The following is a 25,505-nucleotide window of genomic DNA, read 5'->3' as shown; positions in this document are numbered from 1 at the left end:
TTCCCGAGCCGCTCGGGTTCCCCAGCTGCGCCGCGTGCCCGTACGTGCTGACCGGTGCGCCGGAGATCTGCGCGGCGTGCGCCGGGGCGACGCTGCCGCCCGTCGCCCGGGCGCACTGCCCGGTCTGCAGTCAGGCGCTGGCCGCGGTCGGGGCGGTCTGCGGGAACCGGATCTGCGGATGGCCGCCGGAGCAGCGGTACTTCACCAGGGTCGACGCGGTGGCGATGTACGACGGCGCGATGAAGCAGACGCTGCCGCGGTTGAAGTACGACGGCAGGACGGGCTGGGCGTTGATCTACGGCCGGCTGGTGGTGGGGTGGCTCGACAACCACGCCGCGGAGGTCGCCGACATCGACGTCATCATCGGGAATCCGACCGCGCCCGATCGCCGGCCGCAGCACGTCGAGGCGATCATGCGGGCGGCCCGGGACGCGAACCGCACCGGCCGGTGGCCGATCGCCGATCCCGACAAGCCCCTGCTGGTCAAGACGGCCGCCACCGGGACATCGGCGGCGTCCGGCGCGTTCTGGCAGTCGAAGTGGACCGCGGCACAGGCACACGCCGCCGCACTTGAGGTCCGCTCCCCCGTCACCGGCCTCACCGTGCTCCTGGTCGACGACGTGTTCACCACCGGAGCGCAGATGGTCACCGTCTCCCGTCTGCTGCGCGAGCACGGCGCCCGGGAGGTCCGGGGACTGGTCCTCGCCCGCGCCCCATGGCGCTGACCGAGCACAGCAGCGGCCCGGCCGGTCGCCCTCGGCGCGCGGGCATGCGGGCAGGCGGGCAGGCCGGCATGCGGGCAGGCGGGCAGGCGGGCAGGCGGGCAGGCGGGCAGGCGGGCAGGCGGGCAGGCCGGCCGGGCGACGAGACGACGTAGAGGCAACCCGCAAGTCATATCAGCCACTTAGTCATTCCACGACAGCCAAGATCCACGACCTCGACCACGAGAAGCCCAGCTCAACAAGCCTTTAAGCTCAGCCAACCCGCTGACACCACCCCACCCGCTCACACACGGCTCGTGGGCTCAGGTCGCCATGCCCTTGCCAAGCACGACACGCACTGTCGTACGCGACAGACCGGCCAGACGGCCGATCTCGCTCTCCGACAGCCCGGCGGCGGCCGCTCGGCGCAGCAGGGCATCGCGGCCGCCCGAGGTCCGGGCGAAGTCCCCCAGCTCCGCACGGGCCTGCTCCCGGGCCCGGGCCCGCAACGCGCCGACGTCGCCCTGCCCGAACAGCGCGCGCACCAGCGCGAGCGGGTAGCCGGCTGCGGTGAGCAGGGCCGCCAGGTGCTCGGCTTCCGGGACGGTTTCCTGACCGGTGGCCGGGTCCGAGGGCAGGAGGCCGGCCAGGCGGTAGAGGTCGTCGCGCAGGTCCGCGGCGGTGCGCCTGGCGGCCTGCCACTGCCCGTCCTGCAGCGCCGCCGCCAGGGCGGCCATCCGGTTCAACGCCGTCCCGGTCACGGCGGCCACCTGCCACTCCAGACCGGTCCCGTTCTTGCTGCCGCTCTCCACCACGCCCCCTGTCGTCGTCTGTTCAACGAGCCGGCGGCCACGGCGTTCGGTGCTGTTCCCCTACGGGTCAGCACGAGTTCCGGGCTGCTCTCGATCGGATGCCGGTGGATGAGGCCCGGACGTCGGCCGATGCCTCGACGCGCAGCGCAGCGCTGGGGCGCGGGACTCCGGTCCCGGGCGTCGGCGCGGGGGGACACTGGGTGCCAGTGCCAGGCACACCAGGGGGTGTCCGTGGAGCAGTGGTTCTTCGAACCGGGCCGGCTCTACCGCCGCCGGGCCGACGGCGGCGAGGGCGGCTGGGAGCTCTTCCTGGTCGCCCACGTCGCCGTGCCACCCGGCGGCTTCGCGGCCCGCGGCGCGGGCGGGCCGGTGGCCTTCGGCTGGCTGCGGACGGGCGGGCCCGACGGACGGCCGCTCGGACCCTTCACCGCCCACACCCCAGCCGGCTGGAGCGACGTCACCGACAGCGGCCTGGAGCAGGTGCTCGGCCTGACCGGCACCCGGACGGGCGGCTGGCGCAGCGCCACCGCAGCCGGGCCCGAGACCGCAGGAACCCCCGGCGGGCGACGCGTCACCGACCCCGCCCCGGACACCACCGCCCGCACAGGCCGGCGGCAGGCCCGCCGGTGGTGGACCCGCCGGCACCGGCGGCCCCGCCCGTAGTCGCGGCACCACAGGTCACGGACCAGGCCGCCGCCCGGGCGACCGGCCCCGCGGCGGGCCGCCACCGCAGCCGTCGGCCCCGCCCGTCCGCTGCCGGGCCGGCGCAAGCCGCACAGGCTCCCGGGACCGGGGCCGCGCTACCGCGCTACCGTGCTGCGGTGCTGATTCCACGTGAGGAGTGCCGGCGGTGGTCCGAGCCGCTGGGCGGGTACGGGACCCGGGTCGCCGCCCTGCTGATGGACGACGGGATCCCCGTCACCCACGTCGAGGTCGACACCGGCGCGCTGGCCGATGACGAGGACGGGGGAACCGTCTGGGTCGGCTTCCCACCGGTCAGTACCGCGCGGCGCGCCGGGATCGAGGGCGGCACTTACCTGAGCCTGTGCTGGAACCACCTCTCGGGCTGGTCGGCCCGCGGTGAGACCGACCGGGACACGCTGGACCGCTGGCTCGGAGCCGGACTCGAGCCACCCCCGGAGCGCGTCGCGGCCTTCGCCGCCGCCGCGCTGCTCGACTTCCACCACACCGGCAGCACCGAACGCCCGTACTACCGGGGCATGGAGCACAACCGGCAGGCACTCCTGGACCGCCTCACCGACGCCTACCGGGAGAAGGCCGCCGTTCCGTCGTTCCGCCGCACCTTCGCGATCCAGCGCTCGAAGAGCACCCGGCGCCACGTCCTGGCGCAGCTCGGCGACCGCCGCCCCGGGAGCGTGGTGCTGGGCCGGGACGAGTTCGAGGCGCTGTGCCGGGTCCTGGAGTGGTCCCACCAGGGGGACTGGCAGGAGTACGAGATGGCCGAGCTGACCGAGGCGCTGCTCGCCGATCTGCGCAGCCGCTACCGCCTCACCGGCGGCGGCGACGGCAGCGGCGACGGTGCGGGGCCGGTTCCGGCACAGCAGGCGTTCAGGACCACCGCCGCCCGCCAGCTCGGCCGGCCCCGCCGAGGCTGAGGCGCAGCAGGGCCGCCCTGGGCGGGAAATGCTTCGGCACCGGACCCCCGGAGCCTCCCTCCCGGGAGGGGGCCGCAAGATCTCCTGGCCGCCGGGAGCGCCCGGCGGCGGGCGATCTACAGGTCGCCCGGGTCCGCGGTGTGCGTGACGATCTCGTACAGGCCCGGCGCGATCTTCCGGAACCGGCCGCCACCTGCCGCTTCGGCCAGCCGGGCGCGCTGGACATCCGTCCGGTCCACCACGAGGCCGGGCGGAACGTCAACGAAATCCCGCACCAGTTCGGCTTCCTCATCCGTGAGTCCGGAACCGGACATCGGAGCACCTCCCACCCGGGGCAGCACCTGCCTCTTCACCGTTCGAGACGATCCGCCGGTCCGCCACCCGCAGCGATTGTGCAGCGCCCGCCCCGCGAGCCCGCAGGGCGCCGTGGGGCAGCTCCGCCCGGCGGGCCGGGCGCCGCCGCCCGCCGGATCGGAGGCCACCGCGCGGTCGTGAACCCGCAGACGGCCTACAGCACCGCCCGGTCGGCGCCGGCCGGAAGGACCGGGGTCGGCCACGTCTCGTCGGGCGTCCAGGCGGGCCACGGGTCGGCGAACGGGCCCGTGCGGTCCTGCAGCAGGCCCAGCGCCCGCTCACGCGCCAGCTCCACGTGGTGGTGGTCGGCGTCGGTGACGAGGCCGAGGCGGCGCCCGTGCTCGTACTCGCCGACGTCCTTCCACGTCGCCGAGGACAGGTCGGGTGCGGCCACCAGGTCGACCAGCAGGTCCAGGGTGTCGATCCCGATCCGCGTCCGGACCGCCGGGCGCTCGAAGTTCACGTACACGCGCAGCGGCTCCCCCGCCGGGGTCCGGAACCAGTGCAGGGAGAACCACTCCCCCGTCTCGAAGCGGGACTGCAGGACGGTGTCCCGCCAGGCCCAGGGCTCCAACTCCCACGTATCGGCCGCGAGGTCGGCCAGACCGTGTTTGCGTGCCGTGTCGTCGCCGGTGCGCAGCGCGGTGGTCCAGGTGGTGGGGGCGAGGGCGGTGATGCCGGGCCAGTAGCCGAGGTGCAGCACGGTGCCGGTGTCGGCGAGCGCCCGGTGCGGCTGGGCGGACCAGACCCTGCCCGCGTGGATGTCGCGGCGGACCACCGTGGCACCGGGCGTGAACACCGGGCCCTGCGCGACGGCGGGATCGCCGGGGGTGGAAGCGGCGGGGGTGGAAGCCGCGGGGGTGGAAGCCGCGGTCACTGGCCGCTCCGGGTCCGGCAGGCGGGCTCGTGCCAGGTGGTGGACACGACCGTGCCGCCCGGGTCGATGTGCTCGCTCGTCCACGTCCGGCAGCACCCGCCCGCCCCGCCCGGCGCCCGCGCCGGCGACGGCGGCTGCGGCGCGCGGGCCCGGGCCGGAGCAGCAGAAACGGCTGGCGCCGCGCGGCGGCGACGGCGGCGGGAGTACCTGGTGGAGGGTGTCGTCATGCCGAAGGCTGTGCCCCCGGCCGGCCCGCGTCGAACATCGGCCTCCCCCGATCGGCTCCGGTCGGCCGCGCGGTTCGGCGACCGGCCGGAACAAGCCGGGGCTCACGGTGTCGTGGAGCCCCGGGTCCTCGCGGCGGCGGTGGGGCCACGATCCCGCCCGGCCGCCCCCGCAGGCCGGGCGGGATCAGCCGAGGCTGCGGGCGGCCTCCTCGAGGGAGGTCGACCTCGAGGCCGCGAGCGCCTCGGCCGCCCAGCCGGCATCCACACCGTCGGCCAGCACGTAGACGGGGGTGAGCGGCTCACCGTGCCACCCGGCCGGGTTTCGGGTGGCCACCACCACGGCCTCGGGCTTCGGCCAGGCCCGCGGATCGCCCGTGGTGGGCGCGGCGATGGTCACCTGCCACCGCCGGTCGAACCGGTCGACGGCGGAGCGCTCGTCACTGCCGAACGGCGCCGCGCCGCCCTCCTGCCGGTCCAGGGCCTCGCTCCACGGGTCGGCGAGCGGCCGGTGGTCCCGGTAGAAGGCGTGCTTGTCCGGGTAGAGCCGGGGCGGGGCGAGCCGGGTGCGCAGCGGTCCGTCGAGCCAGGCGTCGTAGAGCGGGTCGGTGGCGGCGTGCTCCGTCCGCCAGGCGCGGAAGGCGGGTTCGAGGGCCAGCTGTTCGAACAGGGTGCGGGCGCGGTCGGCGAGTTCGGTGAGTTCGGCGGCGAGGTAGCGCTCGCCGGCCGTGCCGACGTCGTCGGGCCCGGTGTGGCGGGTGAGGGCGGCGCTGCGGCGGCGGGCCTGCTCCAGGTCGGTGGCGGCCCGGTCGGTCTCGGCGACCGCGGTCGCGTGGCCACGGTCGGCGAGGCGGGCGATCTCCTCGGCCCGGTCGTGGGCGCGGCGCCGGTGGCGGGCCGCCTCCTGGGCCTGGTGGAGGAGGGCGATCCGGTCGCGGCAGACGGCCTCCTCGGCGCGCAGGCAGCCGACGATGTGCGCCCACACCAGCCGGTGCACGCGCGGCTGGTCGGTGCCCGGCGACCGGGCCGGGCGCCGGACGGGCGGGCGGGGCGTGCCGCTGTCGATCGCGTGGGCCAGCACCGCCGCGGCCTGGGCGGCGCCGGTGCCGATCGGGAGCACGAGGTGGATGAGGTCGCGGTCGCGCTCGTGGTGGAACTGCTCGTAGGTGCGCTGCAGCCGCTCCTCGGGGCGCAGCGCGTCCCGCAGGAGGTCGCGGATCTCGTACAGGCGCAGGAGTGCCTCTTCCAGGCGCGGGCCGTCGTCGGGCGAGGCGGGCCACCGGCCGGTGTGGGGGGTCAGCTGCGGGGGCAGGCGCCGGGCCAGGTGGGGGCTGGAGACGGCGGGCGGCGCGGCGGCGGGGTTCAGGTACTCCTCGATCCCGGGGGTGCGGGGCTCGTGGCGCAGGGCGAGTTCCAGGCGGTAGTCGGTGTGGCCGATGATGCGCTGCAGGTCGGCGGTGGACGGCTCGCGCTGCCCGGTCTCGTACTTGCTCAGGGCGGCCTGGCTGATGCCGAGCTGCTCGGCCAGCGCGCTCTGGGACAGGTCGGGGCTGTTCTGCCGGGCCCGGGCGATCAGCCAGGCCGCCGTGATCGCGGCCGTCGGGTTCGGGTTGCGTGCCATCGTCGTGCCCCTCCACAGTTGCTGTGCCAAATTGGACTGCGGTAAGTCCGATCCGTCATGGGACAGCGCAACTCGGCTCGGCGGTGAAGTTCTTGACGTTTCGTCACCAGGACGGGCCGCGGCGGGCGCGCACGGCTCGCATCCGGGCCTCGCGCCCTCGCCTGGGCGGGACGCCGAGGCCTCCGAGGAGCCTCGGCCCCGGACAGCCCGCGGCACCACTGGGTCCGCACCCGCGGCCGGCTTCCGGCCGCGGATCAGAAGGTGGCCCACTCGGTCGCCGGGAGGCGGGCCCAGGTCGCCTCCGCCCACTCGCGGATCATGAAAGCGGGCCGGGTCAGACGCCTGTCCCCGGCCCGCTGCACGCGCAGGAGCAGGAGCAGGAGCAGTCCGAGCCGCCGCGATCCCGGATCCGCCGCGTGCAGCACCGGGGCCGGGCCGCCTTCGGCAGCCCGGCCCGAACACCACCTCACACGCTGTCGGCCCGTCGGACGCACGGCCCCGCCACGGGCACCACCGCGGCGGGACGGCCCTCACCGATCGGGTGAACCCGGCACGGGCTGTCAGCCGCGCCCTCCGCCGTGGCGCTCGGCCGGCGGCTCAATCCAGGCACCGAGGACCAGGTCCTCGTGCCCGGCACCCAGGTGGCCGGCCGGCAGGTTGCAGACGACCGCGCAGGGCACGCCGCCGAGCTGGATCGTGGCCGTGGCCGGGCAGTCGCCGCCCATGTCCACTGGCGCGGTCATCGGGCGAGGGTGACGGTCAGGGTCTCGTTCGGGCAGTCGGCGGCGAGCCGGTGGAGAGCGTCCGCCTCGCGCTGGTCCACGGACAGGCCCCAACGGGTCTTCACCGCCGTCAAGAACGGCAAGCGGATCAACTTCACCACGGTTGCCCGTGCCGCGGGTGTGAGTACCGATTTCCTCTATCGGCACCCGGGACTGCGCGCCCTTGTGGAGCGTTACCGCGCGAAGGGCGGAGGCCTTGGCGCCACCGTTCCTGAGCCGACAGCTTCCTCGCCCACCTCATCCGCGGTGCGAGCGTTGGCCGCACGCCTCGCCCAGGAGACGAAGGCCCACCAGGACGAAGTGGCGAAACTCTGCAAGGCCCTGGGGGTCGCCCAAGGTGAGAACCTCCTGCTACGCAGACGGCTGGCCCGGTTCGAGACTGACTGAGCTGTTGAGTATTCGTATCCGCGAAGTCGGAGGCTCGCTCACCCGGACCCGAAGGCGTTCCGGACCTCACGGTGGCCGACCTCGTTCCGCGACCAGATCCGCACACGACGACTCGGATTCTCCCGGTCCCAGCTTTCGCTGTCGAAGACTGCGACCGAGTCCGAAAGCCGCCATCGTGAGGTTTCCCAGGAAGCCTCCGGCACCTCGACGAGTCCGCCGAGAGCCTCGGCGGCCGAAACTGCAGCGGAACCTGCGACAGGCCAGGGCCTCCAGACGGAGACGGCGTCCGTCAGGGCATGGGACTCGATCAGGTGCGTGACCGAGGGAGCGACGGGGAGGTAGGGACTGCCGCCGTCCACGTCGGTGCCGACACCTCCATCGGTGTGAAGCAGGTCCCGGCACGGCTTCGACACGCGTTCTCCGAGCCACTCGAAGTACCAGCCGCCTCGCACGGGATCCTGCCAGGCCCCTGTCTTCACGCCGAAATGGTCGTATTCCCAGCTGCGGCCCGTCTCGTACCGCTCCCCGTCCAGGGTCCAGCTGTGTCGCACCTGGTAGCGCAGGCCGCGGAATCTCTGCTCGAAGCCCTCGCATCGGATGATGAGTTCCAGGGGGGCTGGGACGAGACGGCCCGTGCGGTCACGCACTCGCCACATCTCGATCGGGACTTCGAACCTGACCGGCCTCTCGCGGCGGCCCGTACGGCGAAGGAGATCCTGTGCCCGCTCCGACAGTTCGGAGGGATCGTCCAGGATATGCATCCTGTACTTCATTTCCAGAGGTGGCGAACAGCAACAGGATCGGCACTTTATCGCGAAGCTCTCGGCCTGATCCAGGCGGCCGCTCCACAGCTGTCATCAGCATGCCGCCAACGGCGTGAACTGCTCAGATGGATATTCAACGTGTCGCAGGTGCGGATACGACGTGGTCCACATCCAGCAGCTTCGCATCCTGCAGCACCACATCGTCGTACGGGGAGAACCACATCCCGCCGGTCAGCGTGCAGTTCGGCCCGACCATCGGCGCCTCGACCGCCTCCGCCTTGAGCACCTCTCTGCGGGTGTCGCACCCGTCCTTGTCGGCGTCGATCCAGTGCCGGAACGCGGTCCGCACGTACCCGGTCCGGTCCTCGTCCGCGACCGGCAGCGCGTCGACCGCGTCGTACAGCGTCGTCGCGACCACCTCCCCCGCCGCACGGTGCCCGTCGAGTGAAGTCGCCGGCGCGGCGGCAGCGTGGGCGGGGACGGCGAGGACCATGGCGGCCGCGGCGGCAACAGCCGCGGACAGAACGGGACGGACACGCACGAGGATTCTCCTGACAGGCGACGACGACACCCGGCCCAACCGCCGGCGCGCGGGCGAGGTGACGGCCGCACCGCCGTGATCATCCGAAGGAGTCCCAGGACGATCCGGAAGCAGCCCGCCCCGGGGCGCGGCGCGGCGCCCGCCGCCGGGGGGCCGGGTGCGGGGGTGCCGACGCGGCACACTCAGCGCATGGCGGCCCGGATCGCTGCCGGTTCGGCACCTGTGGGCTCCTCGCCCGCCCGCGCGGCCAGCAGCCGGAGCAGCGTCCGGGCCTGTCCCAGGGCCAGGGCCGCGCGGCGCAGGCGCCGGGTGACGACCGGCAGCAGCGCGCCGCGGAAGCGGTCGGCGCAGGCCAGTTCGGCGGCCGCCTCGTCCAACAGGGAGCCGGCCTCGCGGGCGGCCCGGCTGCGGCCGCTGGTCCGGTACTGGGCGGCGAGGGCGCGGGCGGTGTCGGCGAGTTCGCCGATCCCGGGGTCGTCGACCGGGTCCGCGCCGAAGAACACCAACGCGCCGGCCACGTCCGCCAGGAGCGCGTCCCTGCGCCCGACCCACCACATGCTCACACGGTGATCATCCACCATTACGCAGAGCAGCGGAGAGGAAGCGGATCAACTGCCTCACACTGTGTCAGATCGGCCCCGGCGCGGGTGGATGGACGAGCGCGGGGGTGAATCCGCTTTGTCGCACCCGTCGACGGATCGACCTCGGTCCGGTGGGACGGGAACCTGGTCCAGCACGTCGGCACCCCGGTCAGTCCTCTGCCGCGACCTCGACCGCGGACCGGATGTCCAGCGTGCGGGCGGCCAGGTCCTCGAGCTCGCTCTCCCCCGCGGTGTCGGTGACGATGCCGACCGTACTGCCGTCCGCCCAGGCGCAGGTGGTCTGGGAGACGGACGGGTAGACCATCACCGCACACAGCAGCTCGCCGCCGAGCGGGCCGGCCGGAAAGTCCTGCAGCCCGGACACCGTGTCGCGCATCAGATCGCCGCCCTCCATCCGCCCGAAGTACTTCCGCAACTCCCGCTGGGGATCCGGGAAGCTGCCCGTCAGCCCCACCAGAGTCAATGAAGTCCCGGTCGTCCCGGCGGGCCCGTAGCCGGCCACCGCCAGCTCCCGGTACGGCCTCAGGGCCGTCATCCGCCGCTCATAGTCGGCGCGTACAGCCTGGGTGTTCCCGTCGTCCGGGAGCCGTACCTGGTCGCCGACCCGCTCCGCCAGCACAATCCTGTGCCGGGGAGGGGCACCCACGCCCGTCACGGCAGCCGCCACCAGCGCCGACACCAGTCCCGTGACCACCACCCCCGCCACCGCAAGTTTGGGGGAGACCCGGCGATACCAGGGCAGCGGCGGCACGGGCTCCAGAGTGTTAGCCCAGATCGCCCGAAGCCCGCTCAGTTCTTCGGAAGGCTGGTCGGTCTCGGCGCGGGGCATGGTCGTCTCGTTCCATCAAAGCCGGGAAGGGAAGCGAGGCCGGATACTACCCAGCCGATGCCGCAGCAGAACAACCCCCCGCCCTCAGGAACCCGGCGTTTGCGCTGGTCACGAGCACACGCGGGCCACGGAAGGCCTGTGCCGGGTCCCGGAGTGGTCGCACCAGGAGGACTGGCAGGAGTACGAGATGGCCGAGGCTCTGCCTGACCTGCACAGCCGCTACCGGCCCGCCCCACCCGCCGACGCAGTGGCTCGGTGACGGTGCGGCGCAGCAGGCGTTCAGGACCACAGCCGCCGGGCAGTTGGGCTGCCCCCACCAGGGCTGACGCGCAGCCGGGCCGACGGCGGACGCGGCCCCGCCCGGGCGACTGGCGGAAGGCTCCCCGCCCCGGCCGGGTGCCGGTACCCGCGCCGCGAGGCGCGTTGTCAGGGCTGCGTGGTTTCCTCGAGCGCCATGACACCAGGGATCCGCCCCCTGCGACGTGCGAATATTTCCCCGGACGACGCGAGGAAAGTACCAAGCAAGCGGCGTACGCACCCGGAAACCACCCGGGCCCCGGTCCGAGCCGCGGTGACGCCCGGGCGATCCCCTTGAGCGAGAGGAAGGAAGACATGCGCGACTACCTCGGCGCCGTCCTCGACATGATCGGACCAGGCAGGCCGGACCGCCCCGAGTCGAGCGGGTGGGCAGAGGTGGAGGGGCTGCTGGAAGTCGAGCTCCCGGCGGACTTCAAGCAGATCGCAGAAACCTACGCCCCGGTGACCCTCAACCACCACCTCACCCTGACCCGCCCCGGCACCCAATTCTTCAACCTGGCCGAGCGTCTGGGGCCGGAGATCAAAGGCCTGGAGGAGTCCGACTGGGACGGGGCGGGTGTCACCTTCCGCGGAGCGAGGCCCAGCTTCGGCGGACCGGACGGCCTGATCCCCGTCGCCAGCACCGACCGGCGCGAAGGAGCCTTCCTCGTCCGGCCGGCCGACGGAGACGGCTGGCACATGGCGGGCATCGTCCTCGACGGCCAGTTCGCCGAGTACGAGATGAGCTTCAGCGAATGGCTCTACCGCTACCTCGCCGGCGAGGACATGTTCGGCCCGCGCAGCGGCGTCTACTACCCCGGCCCTCTCATGATCGTGGACCTCCCGAAGGCGCCCGGTGAGGGCGTCACCGAACGCCGCGGACCCGCCCGGACGATCCGAACCACCCTCAACGGGACGCGGGACGGGCGCCGCCCGGGTAGTGGAAGCCGGTGTCAGGGCCGCCGGTGAAGACCCCGGCGAGGGCCTGCCGGGCCGAGGCCGTGCCGTGGTGGTGGTCTCCGAAGTGGACGAGCCACACGTCGAGGGCAGCCTGCAGCCTGATCGCGCCCTCCTCACGGTCGCCCCGGCGGGCCAGCACGATACCGAGCAGTGTCCGGGCTTCGAGCGTGCGGTGGTGGACCGGCGAGAGGTGGCTCTCGCACAGTTCAAGGCAGCGTCGCACCTCCCGGTCGGCGTCGGCCACCCGGTCCAACGCGAGGAGCGCAGAGGCCCGGGCGTAGGCGAGGGCGGTGGCGATGCCCGTAGGGACAGTGTGCATCCGGTCCGCGACGGCCTGCGCGGCGGCCACGGCCTGCCACGCCTCCTCCGCCTTGCCGAGGCCGCCGCTGGCGCGGGCCAGGTTGAGCTGCGCCATGACCGCGAACTCCTCGTCCAAGCCGCGGCCCGCTTCCGCCAGTTCCGGCCTCAGCAAAGCCTCCGCGTCCTGGAACCGACCCTGCAGAGACAGGCTGGTGGCCCAGGCAAGGGCGGCGGCCAGCCGTATCTGGGACGCCGCCGGCTCGCCGAGCGCGCTCGCGGCCGCCCGGACAGCTTCCGCCTCCGCGGCGACCTCGTCGTGCTGTCCCACGTAAGCGAGCAGCGAGATGCGGTTCGCACGTGCCTTGAGCGCGAAGGCCGCACTGCCGGCTCCGGCAAGGCGGACGTGCTCGGCAGCGGTGACGGCGCACAGTTCGGCGGCCTCGCGGTGGCGGCCCAGGTCGCCGAGGACGAGCGCGAGCGTGTCCCGAGCTGCGACCTGGTGGCGACCCGGCGGGGTGTCCGGGTAGGAGAGTGCGAGGCGCGCCTCGGCCTCCGCCTGCTCGAGCCGGCCGGTCACCCGCAGCGCCTGCGCCAGCCTGGAACGCAATGTGACCACGAAGAGGGTTCCGTGCACGGCGGGATCGACCGCGTCCACAGCCAGGTGTAGCTCGTGCGCGGCCTCCTCCCAGCGGTGCTGGCCCGACAGTGCGGCCGCCACCGCCAGCCGTCCGCGCAGGGTCCCTGCGGCGCCAGGGCCGCGCAGGTCGGCGAAGGCCGCAGTGGCCTTGCGGCCCGTCTCCTGCGCCTGCGTCCACCGGCGGTCCCGGACACAGCGTTCGGCGCTCTCCAGGTCGGCTTTGGCCCGCGCCAGCCGCCAACGCGCCATCACACCCACCGCACACGTCCTCTCCCCAGGGCAACGGCCGAGATCGTAGCGGCCAACGGCCGGCCGCATGTCGACCGGTGGGCTCGGCGTGGGCTCAGTCGACGGGCATCGGCTCGCGGCAGAGGTCGCCGCTGACCGTGCACAGCCGAGCCTGCGGTGTGAGGCCGTTGTGGAGATACGTCTGCGGTCCGTTGTGGGTCAGGAACTGGTACCAGGCCACGTGGAAGGTGCGGCCGTCCGCGGCGCGGGCGACCTGCTGGCGCAGCGGACCGTAGCGCTCGCGTCCCCAGCCGTCGGACATCGCCAACGGTTCGTCCCTCCCGGCCAGCAGCACCACGAAGCTGATGCCGTCGGCCTGCGCGGCGTCGTCCTTCAGGCCGATCGTGCCGGGACGCTCCGGTACGTCACCGCAGGAGACGGTGTGCACCGTGCCGCGCCCGTCCCGCCGCCCCGGCGGGGAGGGCCGGCCGTCGTCCGCGAGCGTGAGCCAGAACGCGCACACGGTGCGACTGTCCGGCAGCCATGCTGCGGTGGCCTCGCCGTTCACGGCCGCGGCCAGCACCATCAACTGCCCGGCGGTGGGTGCGGGATGGCCGAGCCGGCCGGCGTCGTCCATCGAGCGGAGCGCGTCCAGGACCCACCTGTCCTGCTCCGCCACCGGCTCGGCCGCCCGGACCGGAACCCCGGGCGCGCCGGAGGACGGCCGTGCGGCGGTGGGGGCGGCAGGGTGGGCCTCGTCCGCGCCGGTCGCGGTGCACGCAGCGAGCAGCAGCAGTGCCGCCGCAACCGTGCCCGCCTGCGCACTCCGGCGGCCAGGTGTCCCTCTTGCGCCCATGTCCCCCCATCCGGCTGCCGAACGCCCGGTGGAGCCGGTGGTGAGGCGGCATCAAGGCCGTGGCGTGCGCCTCACGGTAGTGCACGGCCGGCCGGGGTGCGGCCCTGACGGGTGATCTTCAAGCGGGTCGGGTGCGCGGCCGGCGGCTGGCCCGAGCGCGAGGCGCTCGCTCGCCGACTCGGCCGCTTCCTCGCCGGGTGAAGCGCTCCGTCCTGGGACCGGCCAGGGGGAAGGCAGTCCCGCCGGTTTTCAGAACGGCCCGCGGCAGCGCACCCGGCGGCTCCGCGCCCCGAGAGCCCCGGCCCCCGGGACCGCCACGCGCGCACCGAAAAGCACCGAGCGCTGCCGGCCCGTGCGACACCCGGGGCAGCCCGACCGGCCTGACCGCGGCCAGCCCGGTCCAGGTGTCGACTGCCCGGCAGCGTCCATGACCTGCCGGCACCCGCCCTGGCCCCGGGGCGCCGAGCCGCCCCGAACCCCTGGTCGTCGCGTTCGAGGAAGCCCGTCGCACCGTCACCTCCCCGCGGCCGTCCCCCGGAGGCGGCCCGGCAACCCTCCGGGCTCCCGCAGGGCCAGCTCGTCCCGGCCGAAGGCGGCCCGGCCGCGCTGCGGGCGGTCACCGGACCGCGCCCGCTCATTGAGGTATCGCCGGGTCCTGCCCTCGCGGCGCCGTCCGCCACGTCCGTCTGCGCCCCGACGAGCAGCCGTCGATCGAGGCGCGTCCTCCGTCGCGCCCCATCGGGTGCCCCCGGGCGTAGCGCGGCCCGGCCGCACGGGGGGAGCGACCGGGCCGGGCATCCAAGGAGCGAGGGCGGCAGCACGTCGACCTCGCGTCTCGACGATACGGCCGCGCCGCCTGTTCTGGGCGCAGAATCGCTCAAGGGGCGACCGGGTCGGGCTGCGTCCGCCGAGACAGCGGTGGCGGCCGATGGTCGGTTGCCGGTCAGCGGCGGGTGACGCTGAACCCGCTGTCCTCCAGGGCCTGCGTCCACACCTGCGGGTCGAACCACCGGTCGATGTCGGGGGCGATCGTGGTGATGGCCTTCATGCGGGCGTCCCAGTCGTGTCCGGCGGGTCCGCGGTTGCCCTCGCAGCCGGGGCAGCCGTCCTCTCCGTGGATGTGGCCGGCCATCCAGGCGTTCACGGCGAGGTTGACGATGACTGCGTACAGGTCGCCGCCGGTCTCGGTGAGCGCGTCGGGTACTCCGGCCAGGATCATCGCCAGTTCCGGGTTGCCGACCGGCGGCATCGGGGCCTGTCCGACGCCGCGCTCGTCACTCGTGTCCTGGAGCTCCTGGTGCTGGCGGGCGAGGCTGTCCGCCAGGGCCGCCGGATCGAGGTAGCGCCAGGCGGAGCGCTCCTGGATGCCCAGGCGCTGCGCCACGGCCCGGACGTTGTGCTCGATGACGTCGGCGACCGCTCCCGGTCTCATGGTGACGCCGCGGTGGGCGAGTTCGGCAAGGGTCTGGGCAACGGCGTCCTGGAACGCCTTCGTGTTCCTCACCTGACGCAGCGTAGTGCCCGGACGGTACCCGTCCCGCCTGCCCGGGACTGCCCCGGGGCCGCCCGCGTCCACGGCTCCAAGCGGCGCAGCGGTCCCCGTGCGCACCGGTCGGCCGGGCTCAGGCGGCCGCTGCGCGTCTGTGGGGCGCGGCCGGTGGACGGGCGTGTCCCCGGGTGGGTGAATGGCCGTCACTTCCGCACGTTGGTACGGGAAAGCTCCTACGGTGAAGGCATGAACACCCTTCCACGCGCCGATACCGCCGCAGGCTCGGAGACAACCGCCGAGCAGGCCGCCACGCACATTCCGGCGCCCGCGGCCGCCGGCGACGAGCGGCAGCCCCGAGCGGCGGACGGCGCCGGCGAGGCCCGGCTCGGCGCCGCATGGAACCTCGCCCGCCAAGGTGACCACGAAGCCGCCCTCGCGGCCTTCCGGCAGCTGGCCGGCGAGAGAGGTCCCCACCGGCGGGACGCCCAGGTCGGTGTCATCGAGCAGCTCTACGACCTCGGCCTGGCCGACGAAGGCGACACGGCCTGCAGCGCGCTGCGCACCGACCTCGATGCCGACCCCGACCAGGCGGCCCTGCGGATCTACCGGGACATGGTCGAGCTGCTGACCGACCAGGACCGGCCCGAGCAGGCGCTTCGGTGGTGCGAGGCCGCGCTGCTGCACGCACCCGGCGAGGACACCGGCCAAGAGCACGCGCCGGTGGTGGACGACCTGCGGCTCAGCCGCGCCCTGCTGCGCCAGGGACTCGACCTCGACCTCGACGACCAGGATCTGGCCGCCCTGGACGTCGGCGAGGACGCACTGGACGGGCTCGGCCGCCTGCTCCTCGACGGGATCCGCCCACCCGGCCCGGCGGAGCACCGGGTAGGCGGCGACGGGGAGGCGTTCGACGGCATCGTGCTGCATTGGAGGCGCGCCGACTTCGACCGGGTCCGCGCCCGCTGGCCCGAGACGACAAGGGTGTATGGCGACGACTACGCCTCCTACACCACTCTCGTCCAGGCCCAGGCCCGCGACTGGAGCGAACGCGGGGCAGCGCACGTCCGCCTGGTCCCCGCCGCCCTCGCCGACTACGAGGCCTGGGCCGTGCGGGTCGGCCGGGATCCGGCGGACCCGGCGGCTCGCCGGGACTACAGCCGGTGGCTCGACCACACCGCACCCGAGCACTCGCTGGTGTGGCCGCCGGCCCGCAACGGCCCCTGCTGGTGCGACTCCGGCACGAAGTACAAGAAGTGCTGCGGCGCGCCCGCACGGAACTGAGTACCGCGAAGGACGACTTGCCCACCGGCGCGTCACTCCACAGGCGCCTTCGGCAGGACGGGCCGCCGGGCGCCCGACGGGCCGCGCCGTCCCCGTTACGAGTTGGATTCCGCCATCCCGCCGTACCGCGGCTCGTGATCGCCGTACAGTCCGAACATCAGTCGACCCGAAGGGGAGCCCCCGTGGATGTAGCGACGTTCGGTGCTGATGGCGGTGTGGGATCGACGCGGGCGCTGTTGGAAGGGCAGCTGCCGGCCGTACGCGAGGAGCGGCGCCGGCTGGAGGAACAGCTCGCGGCCCTCATCGCCCGGGAGAACGCGATGGTGGCCGTGCTGGACGGCCTCCGAGTCCTGTCCGCGGCACCGCTCGGGGACGCCGCACCGCCGCAGCACGCCGGCGAGGCGACGGCCGTGGTCGAGCCGCCCGCCGCCGATGCCGCACCCGACGGCCGCGCCTCGGACGGCGGCGCCGAACCCGCCCCGGCCCCGGCTGCGGCCGAACCCGTGCGCGCCCGCAAGACCACCACGGCCAAGAAGACCACCGCGAAGAAGGCCACCGCCAAGAAGGCGTCGGCGACCAGGACGTCCGTCCGGAAGCCAGCCGGCACCGCGAAGCGCACGGCCGCCGAACCCGACACCGACACCACCCCGGCGACCGCGACAGCCGTGCCCGACCCGGACGCAGCACCAGGGGCCGCCGCACCCGCGAAGAAGACCGGCGCCCGCACGACCACGGCACGGGCGCGAAAGACCACCACCGCGGCGCAGCGTACGGACACCCGGCCCGACACCGGCGCCGCCGAGGCGTCCCCCGCGGCGGCCGTGCCCGAGCCGGACGCAGCACCAGGGGCCGCCGCACCCGCGAAGAAGACCGGCGCCCGCACGACCACGGCACGGGCGCGAAAGACCACCACCGCGGCGCAGCGTACGGACACCCGGCCCGACACCGGCGCCGCCGAGGCGTCCCCCGCGGCGGCCGTGCCCGAGCCGGACACGGCACCGAAGACCACCGCACCCGCGAAGAAGGCGGGCACCCGCAAGAGCGCCAAGGCCGAGGGCACCACCCGCACCCGGGCCAAGGCGGCCGCCGAGTCCCGGGCCGAGCCGCAGCCGCCATCGCAGGCCCCTGCCTCCGCGAAGGCCGACGGTGCCAAGGCCGGACCGGCCGCTGCCCCGCGCACGGCGTCCGGCCGTCGGCGGCTGACCGATGCCGCCAGCGTTCTGGCCGCTCTCGCCCAGGGCGACGGCCCGCTGCGGGCCGGCGAGGTGACCGCCCTGCTCGGCCTCGACCACGAGAAGGGGGCCGCCGACGCCGTACGCGCCATGCTCGAACGCCTCCACAAGGACGGCCGCGCCGAGCGCACCGGCCGCGGCCTGTACGCCGTCGCGGCCGGCTGACGCACCAGGCGAGCACCCACCCCGCCGGCACCGCCCGGCCGGTGGGCCACGAGGCGGTGCCGTCGGGGTGAGCGCCGGGATGCGGGACGCGAGAAACGGGCCGGGCCCGGTGCGTCGAGACGCAACCGGGCCCGGCCTGGAAGTAGCGGGGACAGGATTTGAACCTGCGACCTCTGGGTTATGAGCCCAGCGAGCTACCGAGCTGCTCCACCCCGCGTCGGTGGACCAGACACTACGCCACATCAGCTCCGCGGCGCGAACCGGATTCCCGGGCCGCTCGGGCTACAGGGACTGGGCGCGGAGAATGTAGATGCGTTCGTCGCGCGGGATAATCATGTACCAGAAAATGCCGTCTTCGACGTCGGCGGTCTTCATTTTCTCGCCGGGGCCCTGGTAGGTGGTGCCGTCCAGGTAGAGCGCTGCGGCGGCGCGGACGATCTCGTCGGCCTTCTTCTCGACCTGGGCCACGAAGGCGGGCGGTGCGTCGGCGACGACGCCCTCCTCGTCCGGGTTGTACTCCCAGCGCCAGGTCACCCGCGCACCGCTTCGGCGGCGGCGTTCACGATGGCTCCGGCGAGGGCAGCCTGCTGCCTGCGCTCCTCCGGCGTCTGCGCGTGGTTGGCCAGGTACTCGGCGCGGTGCAGCTCGGCGAGCGTCTCCGGATGGCGCGCGATCTCGACGTCCACCGCCCACTTCGTGGTGAAGCTCAGCAGGGGCTTGAGGCTCTGGCGTTCCACCGCCTGTGTCATGGCGAGTGCCTGGTCCGCGGTCATCTCGGTCAGTCGGTGCGGAAGGAGGGCCGCCACAGCCTCGTACAGGGCCAGGGGCGTTCGGGCCGGCCGTGGGATCAGCTCCGGACCATGGATCGGCTGAGCACTCATCGATTTCTCCTTCTCACGTACCCAGGACACCGTACGGCAGCCGGGGCGCGGACAGGCGGGCGCACGGCTGCCGAGGGAAGGCCGGCCGTCCGGCCGGCAGCAGGAGGTCAGCTGTCCTGTGACACCGAACGTTGACCGTCTGCCACTGAACCTTGACGGTCGACGGCTCTCTGCCACTGAAGCTTGAGTTCCGGGTCCGGAGAGGTCCGGCCCGCCGCCAATCGCTCTGCGGCGGCGGCCTTGACCTCCGGATCCTCCATCGGGTCGTCCCGCAGTACAGCGATCTGCTCAAGGACCGGCGAGGAGCCGGGGGCATGGGCGACCCCCAGGAGCCTTGCCTGGTCTTCGCAGTCCCAAAGCGACTCGGCATAGGCCTTTTCCAGGCCAGCCGGTGCGATGGCGGCCAGCGCCTTGAGATAAGCGGGTCGCTCGTACGAGTGCGGGGTGCGCAGCCAGAACCGCTGAAGCAGTGGTGCCGCCTCGGCGGCTGTGGGCCCGAAGCGGGCCAGCCGCTTCGCCGTGCGGTCGGGTCCGCACCAGTCGCGGGTGCGCCACTGGTTCGCGAGTTCGGCTACGAGTTGCGGGATGATCTCCGGGCCCGTGTGGTCGGCCAGTACCTCTGCCCCGAGTGCGGCTAGCCACTCCTGCTCGTCCGCCGCCCAGCGGCGTGCTGCTGGTAGGGCGAGGCTGCCAAGGTCCTGCACTGCCTGCCGGAGCAGCGGCAGCGGGGACCTGCCGTCATTGGTGCCGAGCGAGGGCACAAGCGGGATCAGTTTTTCGGTCGGCGCCCGCCGGGCCAGTTCGCCGAGTACGGCGCTCTTGCGGCCGTCGCTGGCACGGGCATCGGCCAGGACGGCGAGCAGCTCAGCCTCTCCCCAGGTGGACAGGTCCGGCCGGGACGGTCGAGACACAGGACGCTGTATCTCGATCCCGAAGCGGGTCCACGGCTCGAAGAACCACGGCAATTCCGCCTCCGCGCCGATCCGGGCGCGGGCAACGTCACCCAGGTCCTCCCACCACTCAACCGGCCACAGGCCCGACACCGACTCCAGTACGCGGACCCAGTGCGCACCCTCGCGGATGTAGGACCGCAGCGCGTCCCGGCCCTCGTCCGATCCGGCGAGCGCGAGAAGTCCAAGCACACCGGTGGCGCGCTCGCAGTCCCGCTCGGAACCGGACAACAGATCGATGACCGGGGCGGGCGACAGCTCGAGGTTCCGGATCAGCCGCGCCAGATAACGGGAACGGTCGTCGACTTCGTCCCACCGCCAGTCACGTCGGAGCACCTCGTACACATACGGGTCCGCCGCAGCCGGATCCATCACCGCACGCACGGCTCCAAGGCCGCGGCCTCGTTGCAGCAACCCCTCGACCGAGTCGAAAGGGGCGTAGCGCATCTCGTCTTCATCGCTCATGACTGCAAACCCTGCCCGGCCCACAGACACGTAGCCATCGGATATCGACGCGAGGCCTGGATGCCGGCCATCAAAGTTCAGTGGCAGACAGCCAAGCTTCAATGACACGGGACATCAGCGGGCGAATCGCCGCAGACGCCTGCTGTGCCGGGCAACAGGCGGGGCGGGCCCGCAGGTCGGACGCCTTGCTCGCGGTCTAGCTGGGGTACGCGGCCCAGAGACGGGTGAACAGGTCGTGCGCGTCGGTGGCGGAGAACGCGGTCACCTCGCCCGGGTCCGCGCCGGCGACGCCGATCTCCCATTCGCCCGCGCCGTTCGCCGAGATGCTGATGGGCGGCTGCGCCATCCACATCACGTCGATGCCGCGCCGGACCACCACGCCCACCAGGCCGGGGAGCAGCACGGTGCCGCTGCCCTTGCCGCCGGGGCCCATCAGCAGATCGGCGAGCGCCTCGGTGGCGTCGTCGCCCCGGACGCTTTCGGTGGTGATGGCGATTTCCCCGCCGCCGGTGTTCACGAGCGTGACCGCCATGTGGGTGCAGTCCTCGTTGCGCTGCCACGGCGGAGTCGTCCAAGTGAAGGTGTCCCAGATCATGCCCGAGCAGGGGGTCGGTCGAGGGCGAAGCGACAGAGCTGAGGGTTCCCGAACGATCACGTAGAGCGTTCGCCGAACGTGCCGGTCGGCTGAGTGGTTCCGGTGGCCGGCCGGTTGAGGGCGGCGCGCAGCAGGGAGACCGCGTGGGGGGCGTCCTGGGAGAGCCAGGGCTGGCGGTCGGTGGTGTCGATGACCCTGCGGCCCTGGAGGTAGGTGGCCCGGCCGCCGGTGTCCTGGGCGACCCGGCCGAGCGGTGTCCGGTCGGTTCGGCGTACCGCGTACAGGTCGGGCTCGTGCTCCCAGCCCTCGACGAGCAGGTCGGTGTCCGGGGTGGTCCAGGTGGTGGTCGGGTGGCCGAGGCCGCGGGCGGCCGGTGAGATGGCGGTGCGGTCGTCGGCGAGCGCCAGGCGCAGCTGCCGGGGAACCGCCGGGACCGGAGCGGTCCGCGGATCCGCCAGCGCCTGCTGCTGCCGAGTCCGGTGTCACGACCGGTCACATGTGGCCGGTCGGCTGACCTGTGGAAGAGACGCGGGCAGGTGGCAGTCTCGGTTGGTGCCCACCCTTGCTCACCGCCGCCACTCGTCGTGCCGGCGCGGAAGGACGTGTTCTGGATGCCCTTTTGGAAGCGCCGCGGAGAACTGACCCTCGTCCCCGCCGTCTACAACCCCCAGGAAGTGCTCTGGGCCATGGACGGTTCTGTCATCGTCGGGGCGGTGATCACCAGCGATGTCTACCCCGGCCAGTTCCGGGCGAGCGTCTACGGCCGCGACACCCGCTGGATGAATTCGTTTCCGGTGAGCGGCGTCCGCTGGATCTGCGCCCGGGGCGGTGCCGAGGTCCTGGTGGCCAAGCCCCAGGCTGGTACGGAGGACTTCCTGACCCCACGGGACGCGCTTGCCGCGATCGCCCGGAACCGCCTCCTCTAGGCCGCTGTACGGCACGGCGCCCGGCGGCGAGGGCTCGTACTTGTCTTGATTCGAACAATGCAGAATGCTCTCAGTTGTCGGTGTCAACCTGCTTGGGGAGGAGCAGAGTTGGATTGGATCCATGCGGCTGGCTACGGAGCTGTCGGAGGCGCGTGGTCGAGCTGGTGATCGCCAACGGGCGTCTCCTGGCCTGGCAGGCAGCCAGGCACCTCGCGCGCCAGGACCGTCGCCGACGCATGCCTCCCCTGCGCCGCTACATCGATCCGTCGGCGGACCTCGCCGCCGGCCTGAGCCGGATCGCGCTGGGTGCGGTCACCGGTTGGCTGCTGCACTCGCAGGTCACCGGTCTCTACGCGGCCGTGGCAGCCGGTGCCTCGGCGCCCGCCCTGCTGCGTCAGATCGGATCGTTCACCACTGTGCGATCCGTTCTCCAAGGCGAGGACCCGCCCTCTGCGACAGTGCCGGGCGAGCAGACGCCTGTGGTGGTCGTGCCCGTCGGATCAGAGGAGGCCGGGCGATGAGCTTCAGCCGGCGGTACCTGAACGCGCTCGTCGCCGGGGAGGGCCCGGCGGGGTGGGCGCGGCATCGGCTCGGACCGGGGGTTCCGTGGTGGCGGCGGTACGTGGCCTCGCTCGTCGGCCTGCCGCCGGCGGCCGGGGACAGACACCCGGCCACCGTCGGCGCGTCCGACGTGCCCGAGGTGCGGGGCGCCGTCCAGCCCGAACGGGGGCGGGGGCGGTCCAGGATCGGCCGTCTCCAGCCCGTCCTCGCCCTCGCTGCCGCCCTGCTCGCCGTCGGGGGGCTCATCTACCTGACGGAGACCGACAACCAGCCGGCCCACCCGACTCCCCCGCAGCAGTCCCCGTCGACCCCGCCGTGGCCCAACCCCTACGGGCCGAATCCGGCCCTCCCGGCCAGTCCGGTTCCGTCTCCTCCGGCCTCTCCAAGGCAGCCGTGAGCACGTGAACAGCCGGGTACGGGGCCGGCTGAACCGGAGTACCGCCGCGTACCGAGGAGACCCTGTCCGCCCCCGGAATGTCGGCGGCGGACCCGCTCACGCCGCCGGTGGTCGGCGGCGTGAGCGCCGGGTGGCTCAGGTGGTCAGCTGGTCGAGGGCGGCGCGCAGCAGGGAGACCGCGTGGGGGGCGTCCTGGGAGAGCCAGGGCTGGCGGTCGGTGGCGTCGATGACCAGGCGGCCCTGGAGGTAGGTGGCCCAGCCGTCGCCGGTGTAGGAGACCCAGCCCGCGAGCGAGCGGTTCGCCCGGCGTACCGCGCACAGGCCCGGGTGGCTGTTCCAGCCCTCGGCGACCAGGTCGCTGCCCGGGGCCACGAGCGGTCCGGGGCGCCCAGGCCGCGGGCGAGTGGTGCGAGGGCGGTGCGGTCGTCGGCGAGCGCCAGGCGCAGCCGCCCGGGAACCGCCGGGACCGGAGCGGTCCGCACATCCGCCTGCGCCTGCTGCTGCGCGGGGACCGGGGAGAGGCCGGCTGCCGCGGGCGTCACCGGTGACGTGGACGACAGTGTCTGAGGGCTTGGCTGCGGGCTAGGATGCCGCCCCGGGCCCGGCCGCACCCCCACGCGGCCGGGCCCCGCCACGCGCGGGAAAACCGGGTGGCGGACGGGATCGTGACAGCACCCCACCGAGGACGTCGCCCGGGCCTACCGGCACAAGCACGAGGACCTCTGGCGCGGCGCTGCGCGGATCGACCCGCAGAAGGTCAGCCCGGCGTCCACGGAGGAGACGTAGCACCCGGCAGCCCTTGCTGAGGACGGAGACGGTCCCGCCCCGTACTGCTCGCGGGGCGGGACCGGTGCTTTCTCAGTGCAGACGGGACCGTACCGCACCCGGCCGACGAGCACGGCCCCCGCGCTGCAGCCGCCTGGCCGGCGCCGGGGCGGACACGCGGGGCCGCCGGCCACCCGACCCCCGGCCACACCGGCCTGAACCGGACAAGGGGCGGCAAAACACCCCTGCGGCAACGGCCGGCTTCGCGATGCCTGCGCTCCGAGGGAGAGACTGGACCACCGGCACACAGACAAGGCAGGCGGCGGGCATGGACCAGGGCTTCTTCGATCCCGGACGGCTCTACCGCCGCCCCAAGGAGGACGCCGCGCCAGGCCACCAGGAACTGTTCTGGGTCATCCACGTCGCCACACCGCCGGGAGGCTTCGCCGCACCCGGCCACGAACACCCGGTCGCGTTCGGCTGGCGACGCACCACCACACCCAACGGCCACACCACCCCACTCGGCCCCTACACCGCCCACACCCGCGACGGCTGGCAGGACGTCACCGACAGCGACCTCGCCCACGCCCTCGGACTCACCGACACCCGCGCCGGCGGCTGGCGCAGCGCCACCACACCCCAGGGCGACGTCCCCGCCCCCGGCCGGCCCGGCGGGCGCCGCGCCACCGACCCCCCAGCCCCCCAAGACGACCGGCCGCACAGAATCGCCCGACTCCTCCACCCGCACCGACACCGGCCCAACCGGCCACCACACCCACCCACCGGCCGCTGACGACACCACGAGACGAACCCCGACCCCGGCCCACCCGGCCGGGCACAGCACCAGCAGCCGGACCGACCAGCGGGATCGCCGGGTCCCGCACCACCCCCGCCCGGGAAGGTGCCAGGGGGCGGCCTCGGGGTGTATACGGCCCCGGGCCGCCCCCGGCTGTGGCCGCGCGGGCGACCGGCCCGGACACCGGGGGATGAAGCGGCCCTGTGCGGAACCCGTGCGCGCAGCCGGAACGGTCCCCGCAGGGGGATCCGGGGACCCTTCCGTCGTCTTCCCCAACGACCGGGCGGCGTCCCAGGACACCCCAGACCCCGAGACGCGGCGCAGGCGAGGACAAGCAGCGGAAGGGGCCGGTCGCGCTCGGGGGTCCGCGACCGGCCCGCCTGCCCACCAGCGTCACCAGCCGCACCGCCCGCGTCCACCAGGCGCCACCACACACACCGCCAGGTGGGCACACCAGTACCCCGCACGGACCACGCCGGAGCACGGCACCAGCCCGCTGCCGGTCACGGCGGCGGGGATCAGGCGGCCGGGAAGTCGGTGGCGGAGGCGGAAACGACAGCGGCGTCGAGGTCGGTCCGCAGTGCGTCGACCTTCGCGGTGGCGAAGGCGTGGGCGTCACGGACGGGGACGGCGCAGTGTCCGGTCCCCTGCAGCGACACCGACACCACCGGGCGCGCGCCGACACGGCCGCTGGCGCCGGTAACCCCGGGAGTACGGGCACGGGCGGGCACCGCAGCGTCGAGCAGCTCGCGGCGCAGCGCGTCGGGCGGGTCTTCGCCGTCCCCGACCACGCCGCCGGGCAGGGAGAGCTGTACCCCGGCGGGGCGCCGGCGACGGATCAGGGCCAGGCGGCCGTCGTCGAGCAGGACTGCGCACCCCCGCGGGCGGACCGGCTCGCTTCCCGTGCCGCTGCTCGTCATGGCCGGTACGCGGTCGCCGAGGTGGCCGCTTCGTCGGCGCCGGGCGGCAGTGTCGGCAGCGGCCAGGACGGATCCGGTGCCCAGGTCGGCCAGCCGCCGGCGAACGGCCCGGTGCGGTCGTCCAGCATGCCGATCGCCCGGCCGCGGGCCCGCTCGATCTGGCGGCCCACGTAGTCGTCGACCACACCGAGGCGGCGCAGCTGGGCGTACTCCTGCTGGTCCTTCCAGTGGTGCCCCGCCAGGTCGGGGGTGATCACCAGATCGAGGGCGAGGTCCATGGTGTCGATGCCGACGCCGGGGCGGCGCCGGTAGGGGTGCTCGAAGTTGACGTACCAGCGCAGCGGCTCGTGGGTGATGGCGTCCTGGAAGCAGTGCACGGAGAACCACTCGCCGGCCAGGAAGTGGGAGAGCAGCTCCGTGTTCTCCCATCGGTGCGGGCCGAGGGTCCAGGCGCCGGCCGCCAGGTCGGCCAGACACTGCCGGCGGGCGGTGTCGTCGCCGGTGCGCGTCGAGGTGATCCAGGTCGCCGGGGCCAGGCTCTCGATCCCCGGCCAGTAGGCCAGGGTCAGCACGTGGCCGGTGTCGTCGATCACCCGCTGCGGCATCGCCGTCCACACGCGGCCGGCGTGGACATCGCGGCGCACCACGGTGGCGCCGGGCCGGAACAGGTTGGTGTCGGTCACGGCGGAGAGTG

General features: G+C 73.8%; 31 protein-coding genes and 1 tRNA gene. 10 read left to right on the top strand and 22 right to left on the bottom strand.

The window, feature by feature from the left end:
• Nucleotides 1–44: 44 nt before the first annotated feature.
• A complete protein-coding gene (locus FHR36_RS37170; RefSeq protein ID WP_253804598.1) occupies nucleotides 45–725 on the top strand; it encodes a ComF family protein in 681 nt (226 codons plus the stop codon).
• 299 nt (nucleotides 726–1,024) lie between these two features.
• Here the strand turns inward: FHR36_RS37170 and FHR36_RS37165 are convergent, their stop codons facing one another.
• The gene (locus FHR36_RS37165) at nucleotides 1,025–1,513 is read right to left on the bottom strand and encodes a hypothetical protein (RefSeq protein WP_253804597.1); all 489 of its coding nucleotides are present in this window, start codon (nucleotides 1,511–1,513) and stop codon (nucleotides 1,025–1,027) included.
• Between the two features lie 231 nt (nucleotides 1,514–1,744).
• On the opposite strand from FHR36_RS37165, the gene FHR36_RS37160 reads away from it, so the two are divergent.
• Both FHR36_RS37160 and FHR36_RS37155 read left to right on the top strand, forming a co-directional pair.
• Nucleotides 1,745–2,176 carry a hypothetical protein gene (locus FHR36_RS37160; protein WP_253804596.1) on the top strand — a complete coding sequence of 144 codons (432 nt, stop codon included), beginning with the start codon at nucleotides 1,745–1,747 and terminating at the stop codon, nucleotides 2,174–2,176.
• A gap of 158 nt (nucleotides 2,177–2,334) precedes the next feature.
• Complete coding sequence (locus FHR36_RS37155) at nucleotides 2,335–3,129, top strand: hypothetical protein (RefSeq protein WP_253804595.1); 795 nt, start codon at nucleotides 2,335–2,337, stop codon at nucleotides 3,127–3,129.
• Between the two features lie 116 nt (nucleotides 3,130–3,245).
• Here the strand turns inward: FHR36_RS37155 and FHR36_RS37150 are convergent, their stop codons facing one another.
• From FHR36_RS37150 to FHR36_RS37110, 10 genes are all read right to left on the bottom strand, one after another.
• Complete coding sequence (locus FHR36_RS37150) at nucleotides 3,246–3,443, bottom strand: hypothetical protein (protein ID WP_253804594.1); 198 nt, start codon at nucleotides 3,441–3,443, stop codon at nucleotides 3,246–3,248.
• A 194-nt stretch (nucleotides 3,444–3,637) separates the two neighbouring features.
• Nucleotides 3,638–4,360, bottom strand: a complete 723-nt coding sequence (locus FHR36_RS40170) for a ribonuclease FAU-1 family protein (RefSeq protein WP_253804593.1) — start codon at nucleotides 4,358–4,360, stop codon at nucleotides 3,638–3,640.
• 411 nt (nucleotides 4,361–4,771) lie between these two features.
• Complete coding sequence (locus FHR36_RS37140) at nucleotides 4,772–6,205, bottom strand: helix-turn-helix domain-containing protein (RefSeq protein ID WP_253804592.1); 1,434 nt, start codon at nucleotides 6,203–6,205, stop codon at nucleotides 4,772–4,774.
• A 254-nt stretch (nucleotides 6,206–6,459) separates the two neighbouring features.
• A complete protein-coding gene (locus FHR36_RS37135) occupies nucleotides 6,460–6,630 on the bottom strand; it encodes a hypothetical protein (RefSeq protein WP_253804591.1) in 171 nt (56 codons plus the stop codon).
• 135 nt (nucleotides 6,631–6,765) lie between these two features.
• The gene (locus FHR36_RS37130) at nucleotides 6,766–6,948 is read right to left on the bottom strand and encodes a hypothetical protein (protein ID WP_253804590.1); all 183 of its coding nucleotides are present in this window, start codon (nucleotides 6,946–6,948) and stop codon (nucleotides 6,766–6,768) included.
• The gene (locus tag FHR36_RS39725) at nucleotides 6,945–7,070 is read right to left on the bottom strand and encodes a hypothetical protein (RefSeq protein WP_301331158.1); all 126 of its coding nucleotides are present in this window, start codon (nucleotides 7,068–7,070) and stop codon (nucleotides 6,945–6,947) included. The genes FHR36_RS37130 and FHR36_RS39725 overlap by 4 nt, the downstream gene beginning before the upstream one ends.
• A 342-nt stretch (nucleotides 7,071–7,412) precedes the next feature.
• Complete coding sequence (locus FHR36_RS37125) at nucleotides 7,413–8,147, bottom strand: hypothetical protein (RefSeq protein WP_253804589.1); 735 nt, start codon at nucleotides 8,145–8,147, stop codon at nucleotides 7,413–7,415.
• A gap of 124 nt (nucleotides 8,148–8,271) precedes the next feature.
• Nucleotides 8,272–8,679 (bottom strand): hypothetical protein, encoded by a 408-nt coding sequence (locus tag FHR36_RS37120; RefSeq protein WP_253804588.1) that lies wholly within the window; start codon nucleotides 8,677–8,679, stop codon nucleotides 8,272–8,274.
• 182 nt (nucleotides 8,680–8,861) lie between these two features.
• Nucleotides 8,862–9,242, bottom strand: a complete 381-nt coding sequence (locus FHR36_RS37115) for a hypothetical protein (protein WP_253804587.1) — start codon at nucleotides 9,240–9,242, stop codon at nucleotides 8,862–8,864.
• A gap of 187 nt (nucleotides 9,243–9,429) precedes the next feature.
• The gene (locus FHR36_RS37110) at nucleotides 9,430–10,110 is read right to left on the bottom strand and encodes a hypothetical protein (protein WP_253804586.1); all 681 of its coding nucleotides are present in this window, start codon (nucleotides 10,108–10,110) and stop codon (nucleotides 9,430–9,432) included.
• Between the two features lie 612 nt (nucleotides 10,111–10,722).
• On the opposite strand from FHR36_RS37110, the gene FHR36_RS37105 reads away from it, so the two are divergent.
• Nucleotides 10,723–11,376, top strand: coding sequence for a hypothetical protein (locus FHR36_RS37105; RefSeq protein ID WP_253804585.1), 654 nt, complete (start codon nucleotides 10,723–10,725; stop codon nucleotides 11,374–11,376).
• Here FHR36_RS37105 and FHR36_RS37100 read toward each other — a convergent pair.
• From FHR36_RS37100 to FHR36_RS37090, 3 genes are all read right to left on the bottom strand, one after another.
• Nucleotides 11,315–12,553 (bottom strand): tetratricopeptide repeat protein, encoded by a 1,239-nt coding sequence (locus tag FHR36_RS37100; protein ID WP_253804584.1) that lies wholly within the window; start codon nucleotides 12,551–12,553, stop codon nucleotides 11,315–11,317. The two genes, FHR36_RS37105 and FHR36_RS37100, sit on opposite strands and share 62 nt — an antisense overlap.
• Before the next feature lie 94 nt (nucleotides 12,554–12,647).
• A complete protein-coding gene (locus FHR36_RS37095) occupies nucleotides 12,648–13,388 on the bottom strand; it encodes a hypothetical protein (RefSeq protein WP_253804583.1) in 741 nt (246 codons plus the stop codon).
• Nucleotides 13,389–14,331: 943 nt separating this feature from the next.
• Nucleotides 14,332–14,892 carry a hypothetical protein gene (locus tag FHR36_RS37090; protein ID WP_253804582.1) on the bottom strand — a complete coding sequence of 187 codons (561 nt, stop codon included), beginning with the start codon at nucleotides 14,890–14,892 and terminating at the stop codon, nucleotides 14,332–14,334.
• A 231-nt stretch (nucleotides 14,893–15,123) separates the two neighbouring features.
• On the opposite strand from FHR36_RS37090, the gene FHR36_RS37085 reads away from it, so the two are divergent.
• Together FHR36_RS37085 and FHR36_RS37080 are read left to right on the top strand one after the other, a co-directional pair.
• A complete protein-coding gene (locus FHR36_RS37085) occupies nucleotides 15,124–16,158 on the top strand; it encodes an SEC-C domain-containing protein (RefSeq protein WP_253804581.1) in 1,035 nt (344 codons plus the stop codon).
• A 215-nt stretch (nucleotides 16,159–16,373) separates the two neighbouring features.
• Nucleotides 16,374–17,555 (top strand): type IV toxin-antitoxin system AbiEi family antitoxin domain-containing protein, encoded by a 1,182-nt coding sequence (locus FHR36_RS37080; protein WP_253804580.1) that lies wholly within the window; start codon nucleotides 16,374–16,376, stop codon nucleotides 17,553–17,555.
• Nucleotides 17,556–17,698: 143 nt separating this feature from the next.
• Here FHR36_RS37080 and FHR36_RS37075 read toward each other — a convergent pair.
• From FHR36_RS37075 to FHR36_RS37055, 5 genes are all read right to left on the bottom strand, one after another.
• Nucleotides 17,699–17,772, bottom strand: a tRNA-Met gene (locus FHR36_RS37075).
• Nucleotides 17,773–17,837: 65 nt separating this feature from the next.
• Complete coding sequence (locus FHR36_RS37070) at nucleotides 17,838–18,089, bottom strand: hypothetical protein (protein WP_253804579.1); 252 nt, start codon at nucleotides 18,087–18,089, stop codon at nucleotides 17,838–17,840.
• Nucleotides 18,086–18,436, bottom strand: a complete 351-nt coding sequence (locus FHR36_RS37065) for a hypothetical protein (RefSeq protein ID WP_253804578.1) — start codon at nucleotides 18,434–18,436, stop codon at nucleotides 18,086–18,088. Before FHR36_RS37065 ends, FHR36_RS37070 begins: the two co-directional genes overlap by 4 nt.
• A gap of 107 nt (nucleotides 18,437–18,543) precedes the next feature.
• The gene (locus FHR36_RS37060) at nucleotides 18,544–19,851 is read right to left on the bottom strand and encodes a hypothetical protein (protein WP_253804577.1); all 1,308 of its coding nucleotides are present in this window, start codon (nucleotides 19,849–19,851) and stop codon (nucleotides 18,544–18,546) included.
• A gap of 196 nt (nucleotides 19,852–20,047) precedes the next feature.
• Nucleotides 20,048–20,446 carry a hypothetical protein gene (locus tag FHR36_RS37055; RefSeq protein ID WP_253804576.1) on the bottom strand — a complete coding sequence of 133 codons (399 nt, stop codon included), beginning with the start codon at nucleotides 20,444–20,446 and terminating at the stop codon, nucleotides 20,048–20,050.
• Nucleotides 20,447–21,057: 611 nt separating this feature from the next.
• Between FHR36_RS37055 and FHR36_RS37050 the strand changes: the two genes are divergently transcribed.
• From FHR36_RS37050 to FHR36_RS37040, 3 genes are all read left to right on the top strand, one after another.
• Nucleotides 21,058–21,372 (top strand): hypothetical protein, encoded by a 315-nt coding sequence (locus FHR36_RS37050; protein WP_253804575.1) that lies wholly within the window; start codon nucleotides 21,058–21,060, stop codon nucleotides 21,370–21,372.
• A 152-nt stretch (nucleotides 21,373–21,524) separates the two neighbouring features.
• A complete protein-coding gene (locus FHR36_RS37045) occupies nucleotides 21,525–21,893 on the top strand; it encodes a hypothetical protein (RefSeq protein ID WP_253804574.1) in 369 nt (122 codons plus the stop codon).
• Nucleotides 21,890–22,330, top strand: coding sequence for a hypothetical protein (locus FHR36_RS37040; RefSeq protein ID WP_253804573.1), 441 nt, complete (start codon nucleotides 21,890–21,892; stop codon nucleotides 22,328–22,330). Before FHR36_RS37045 ends, FHR36_RS37040 begins: the two co-directional genes overlap by 4 nt.
• Nucleotides 22,331–22,465: 135 nt before the next feature.
• On the opposite strand, the gene FHR36_RS37035 is transcribed toward FHR36_RS37040, so the two are convergent.
• Nucleotides 22,466–22,702, bottom strand: coding sequence for a hypothetical protein (locus FHR36_RS37035; protein WP_253804572.1), 237 nt, complete (start codon nucleotides 22,700–22,702; stop codon nucleotides 22,466–22,468).
• A 721-nt stretch (nucleotides 22,703–23,423) separates the two neighbouring features.
• Here FHR36_RS37035 and FHR36_RS37030 point away from each other — a divergent pair.
• On the top strand, nucleotides 23,424–23,888 hold the full coding sequence (locus tag FHR36_RS37030; protein ID WP_253804571.1) for a hypothetical protein: 465 nt from the start codon (nucleotides 23,424–23,426) through the stop codon (nucleotides 23,886–23,888).
• Nucleotides 23,889–24,409: 521 nt separating this feature from the next.
• Here the strand turns inward: FHR36_RS37030 and FHR36_RS37025 are convergent.
• Together FHR36_RS37025 and FHR36_RS37020 are read right to left on the bottom strand one after the other, a co-directional pair.
• Nucleotides 24,410–24,811 (bottom strand): NUDIX hydrolase, encoded by a 402-nt coding sequence (locus FHR36_RS37025; protein WP_253804570.1) that lies wholly within the window; start codon nucleotides 24,809–24,811, stop codon nucleotides 24,410–24,412.
• On the bottom strand, nucleotides 24,808–25,494 hold the full coding sequence (locus FHR36_RS37020) for a DUF402 domain-containing protein (RefSeq protein WP_253804569.1): 687 nt from the start codon (nucleotides 25,492–25,494) through the stop codon (nucleotides 24,808–24,810). Before FHR36_RS37020 ends, FHR36_RS37025 begins: the two co-directional genes overlap by 4 nt.
• Between the last annotated feature and the right edge of the window lie 11 nt (nucleotides 25,495–25,505).

The sequence above is a fragment of the Kitasatospora cinereorecta genome, assembly GCF_024172095.1.
GTDB classification, from domain to species: domain Bacteria; phylum Actinomycetota; class Actinomycetes; order Streptomycetales; family Streptomycetaceae; genus Kitasatospora; species Kitasatospora cinereorecta.
This window is presented reverse-complemented; position numbering and strand designations above follow the sequence as displayed.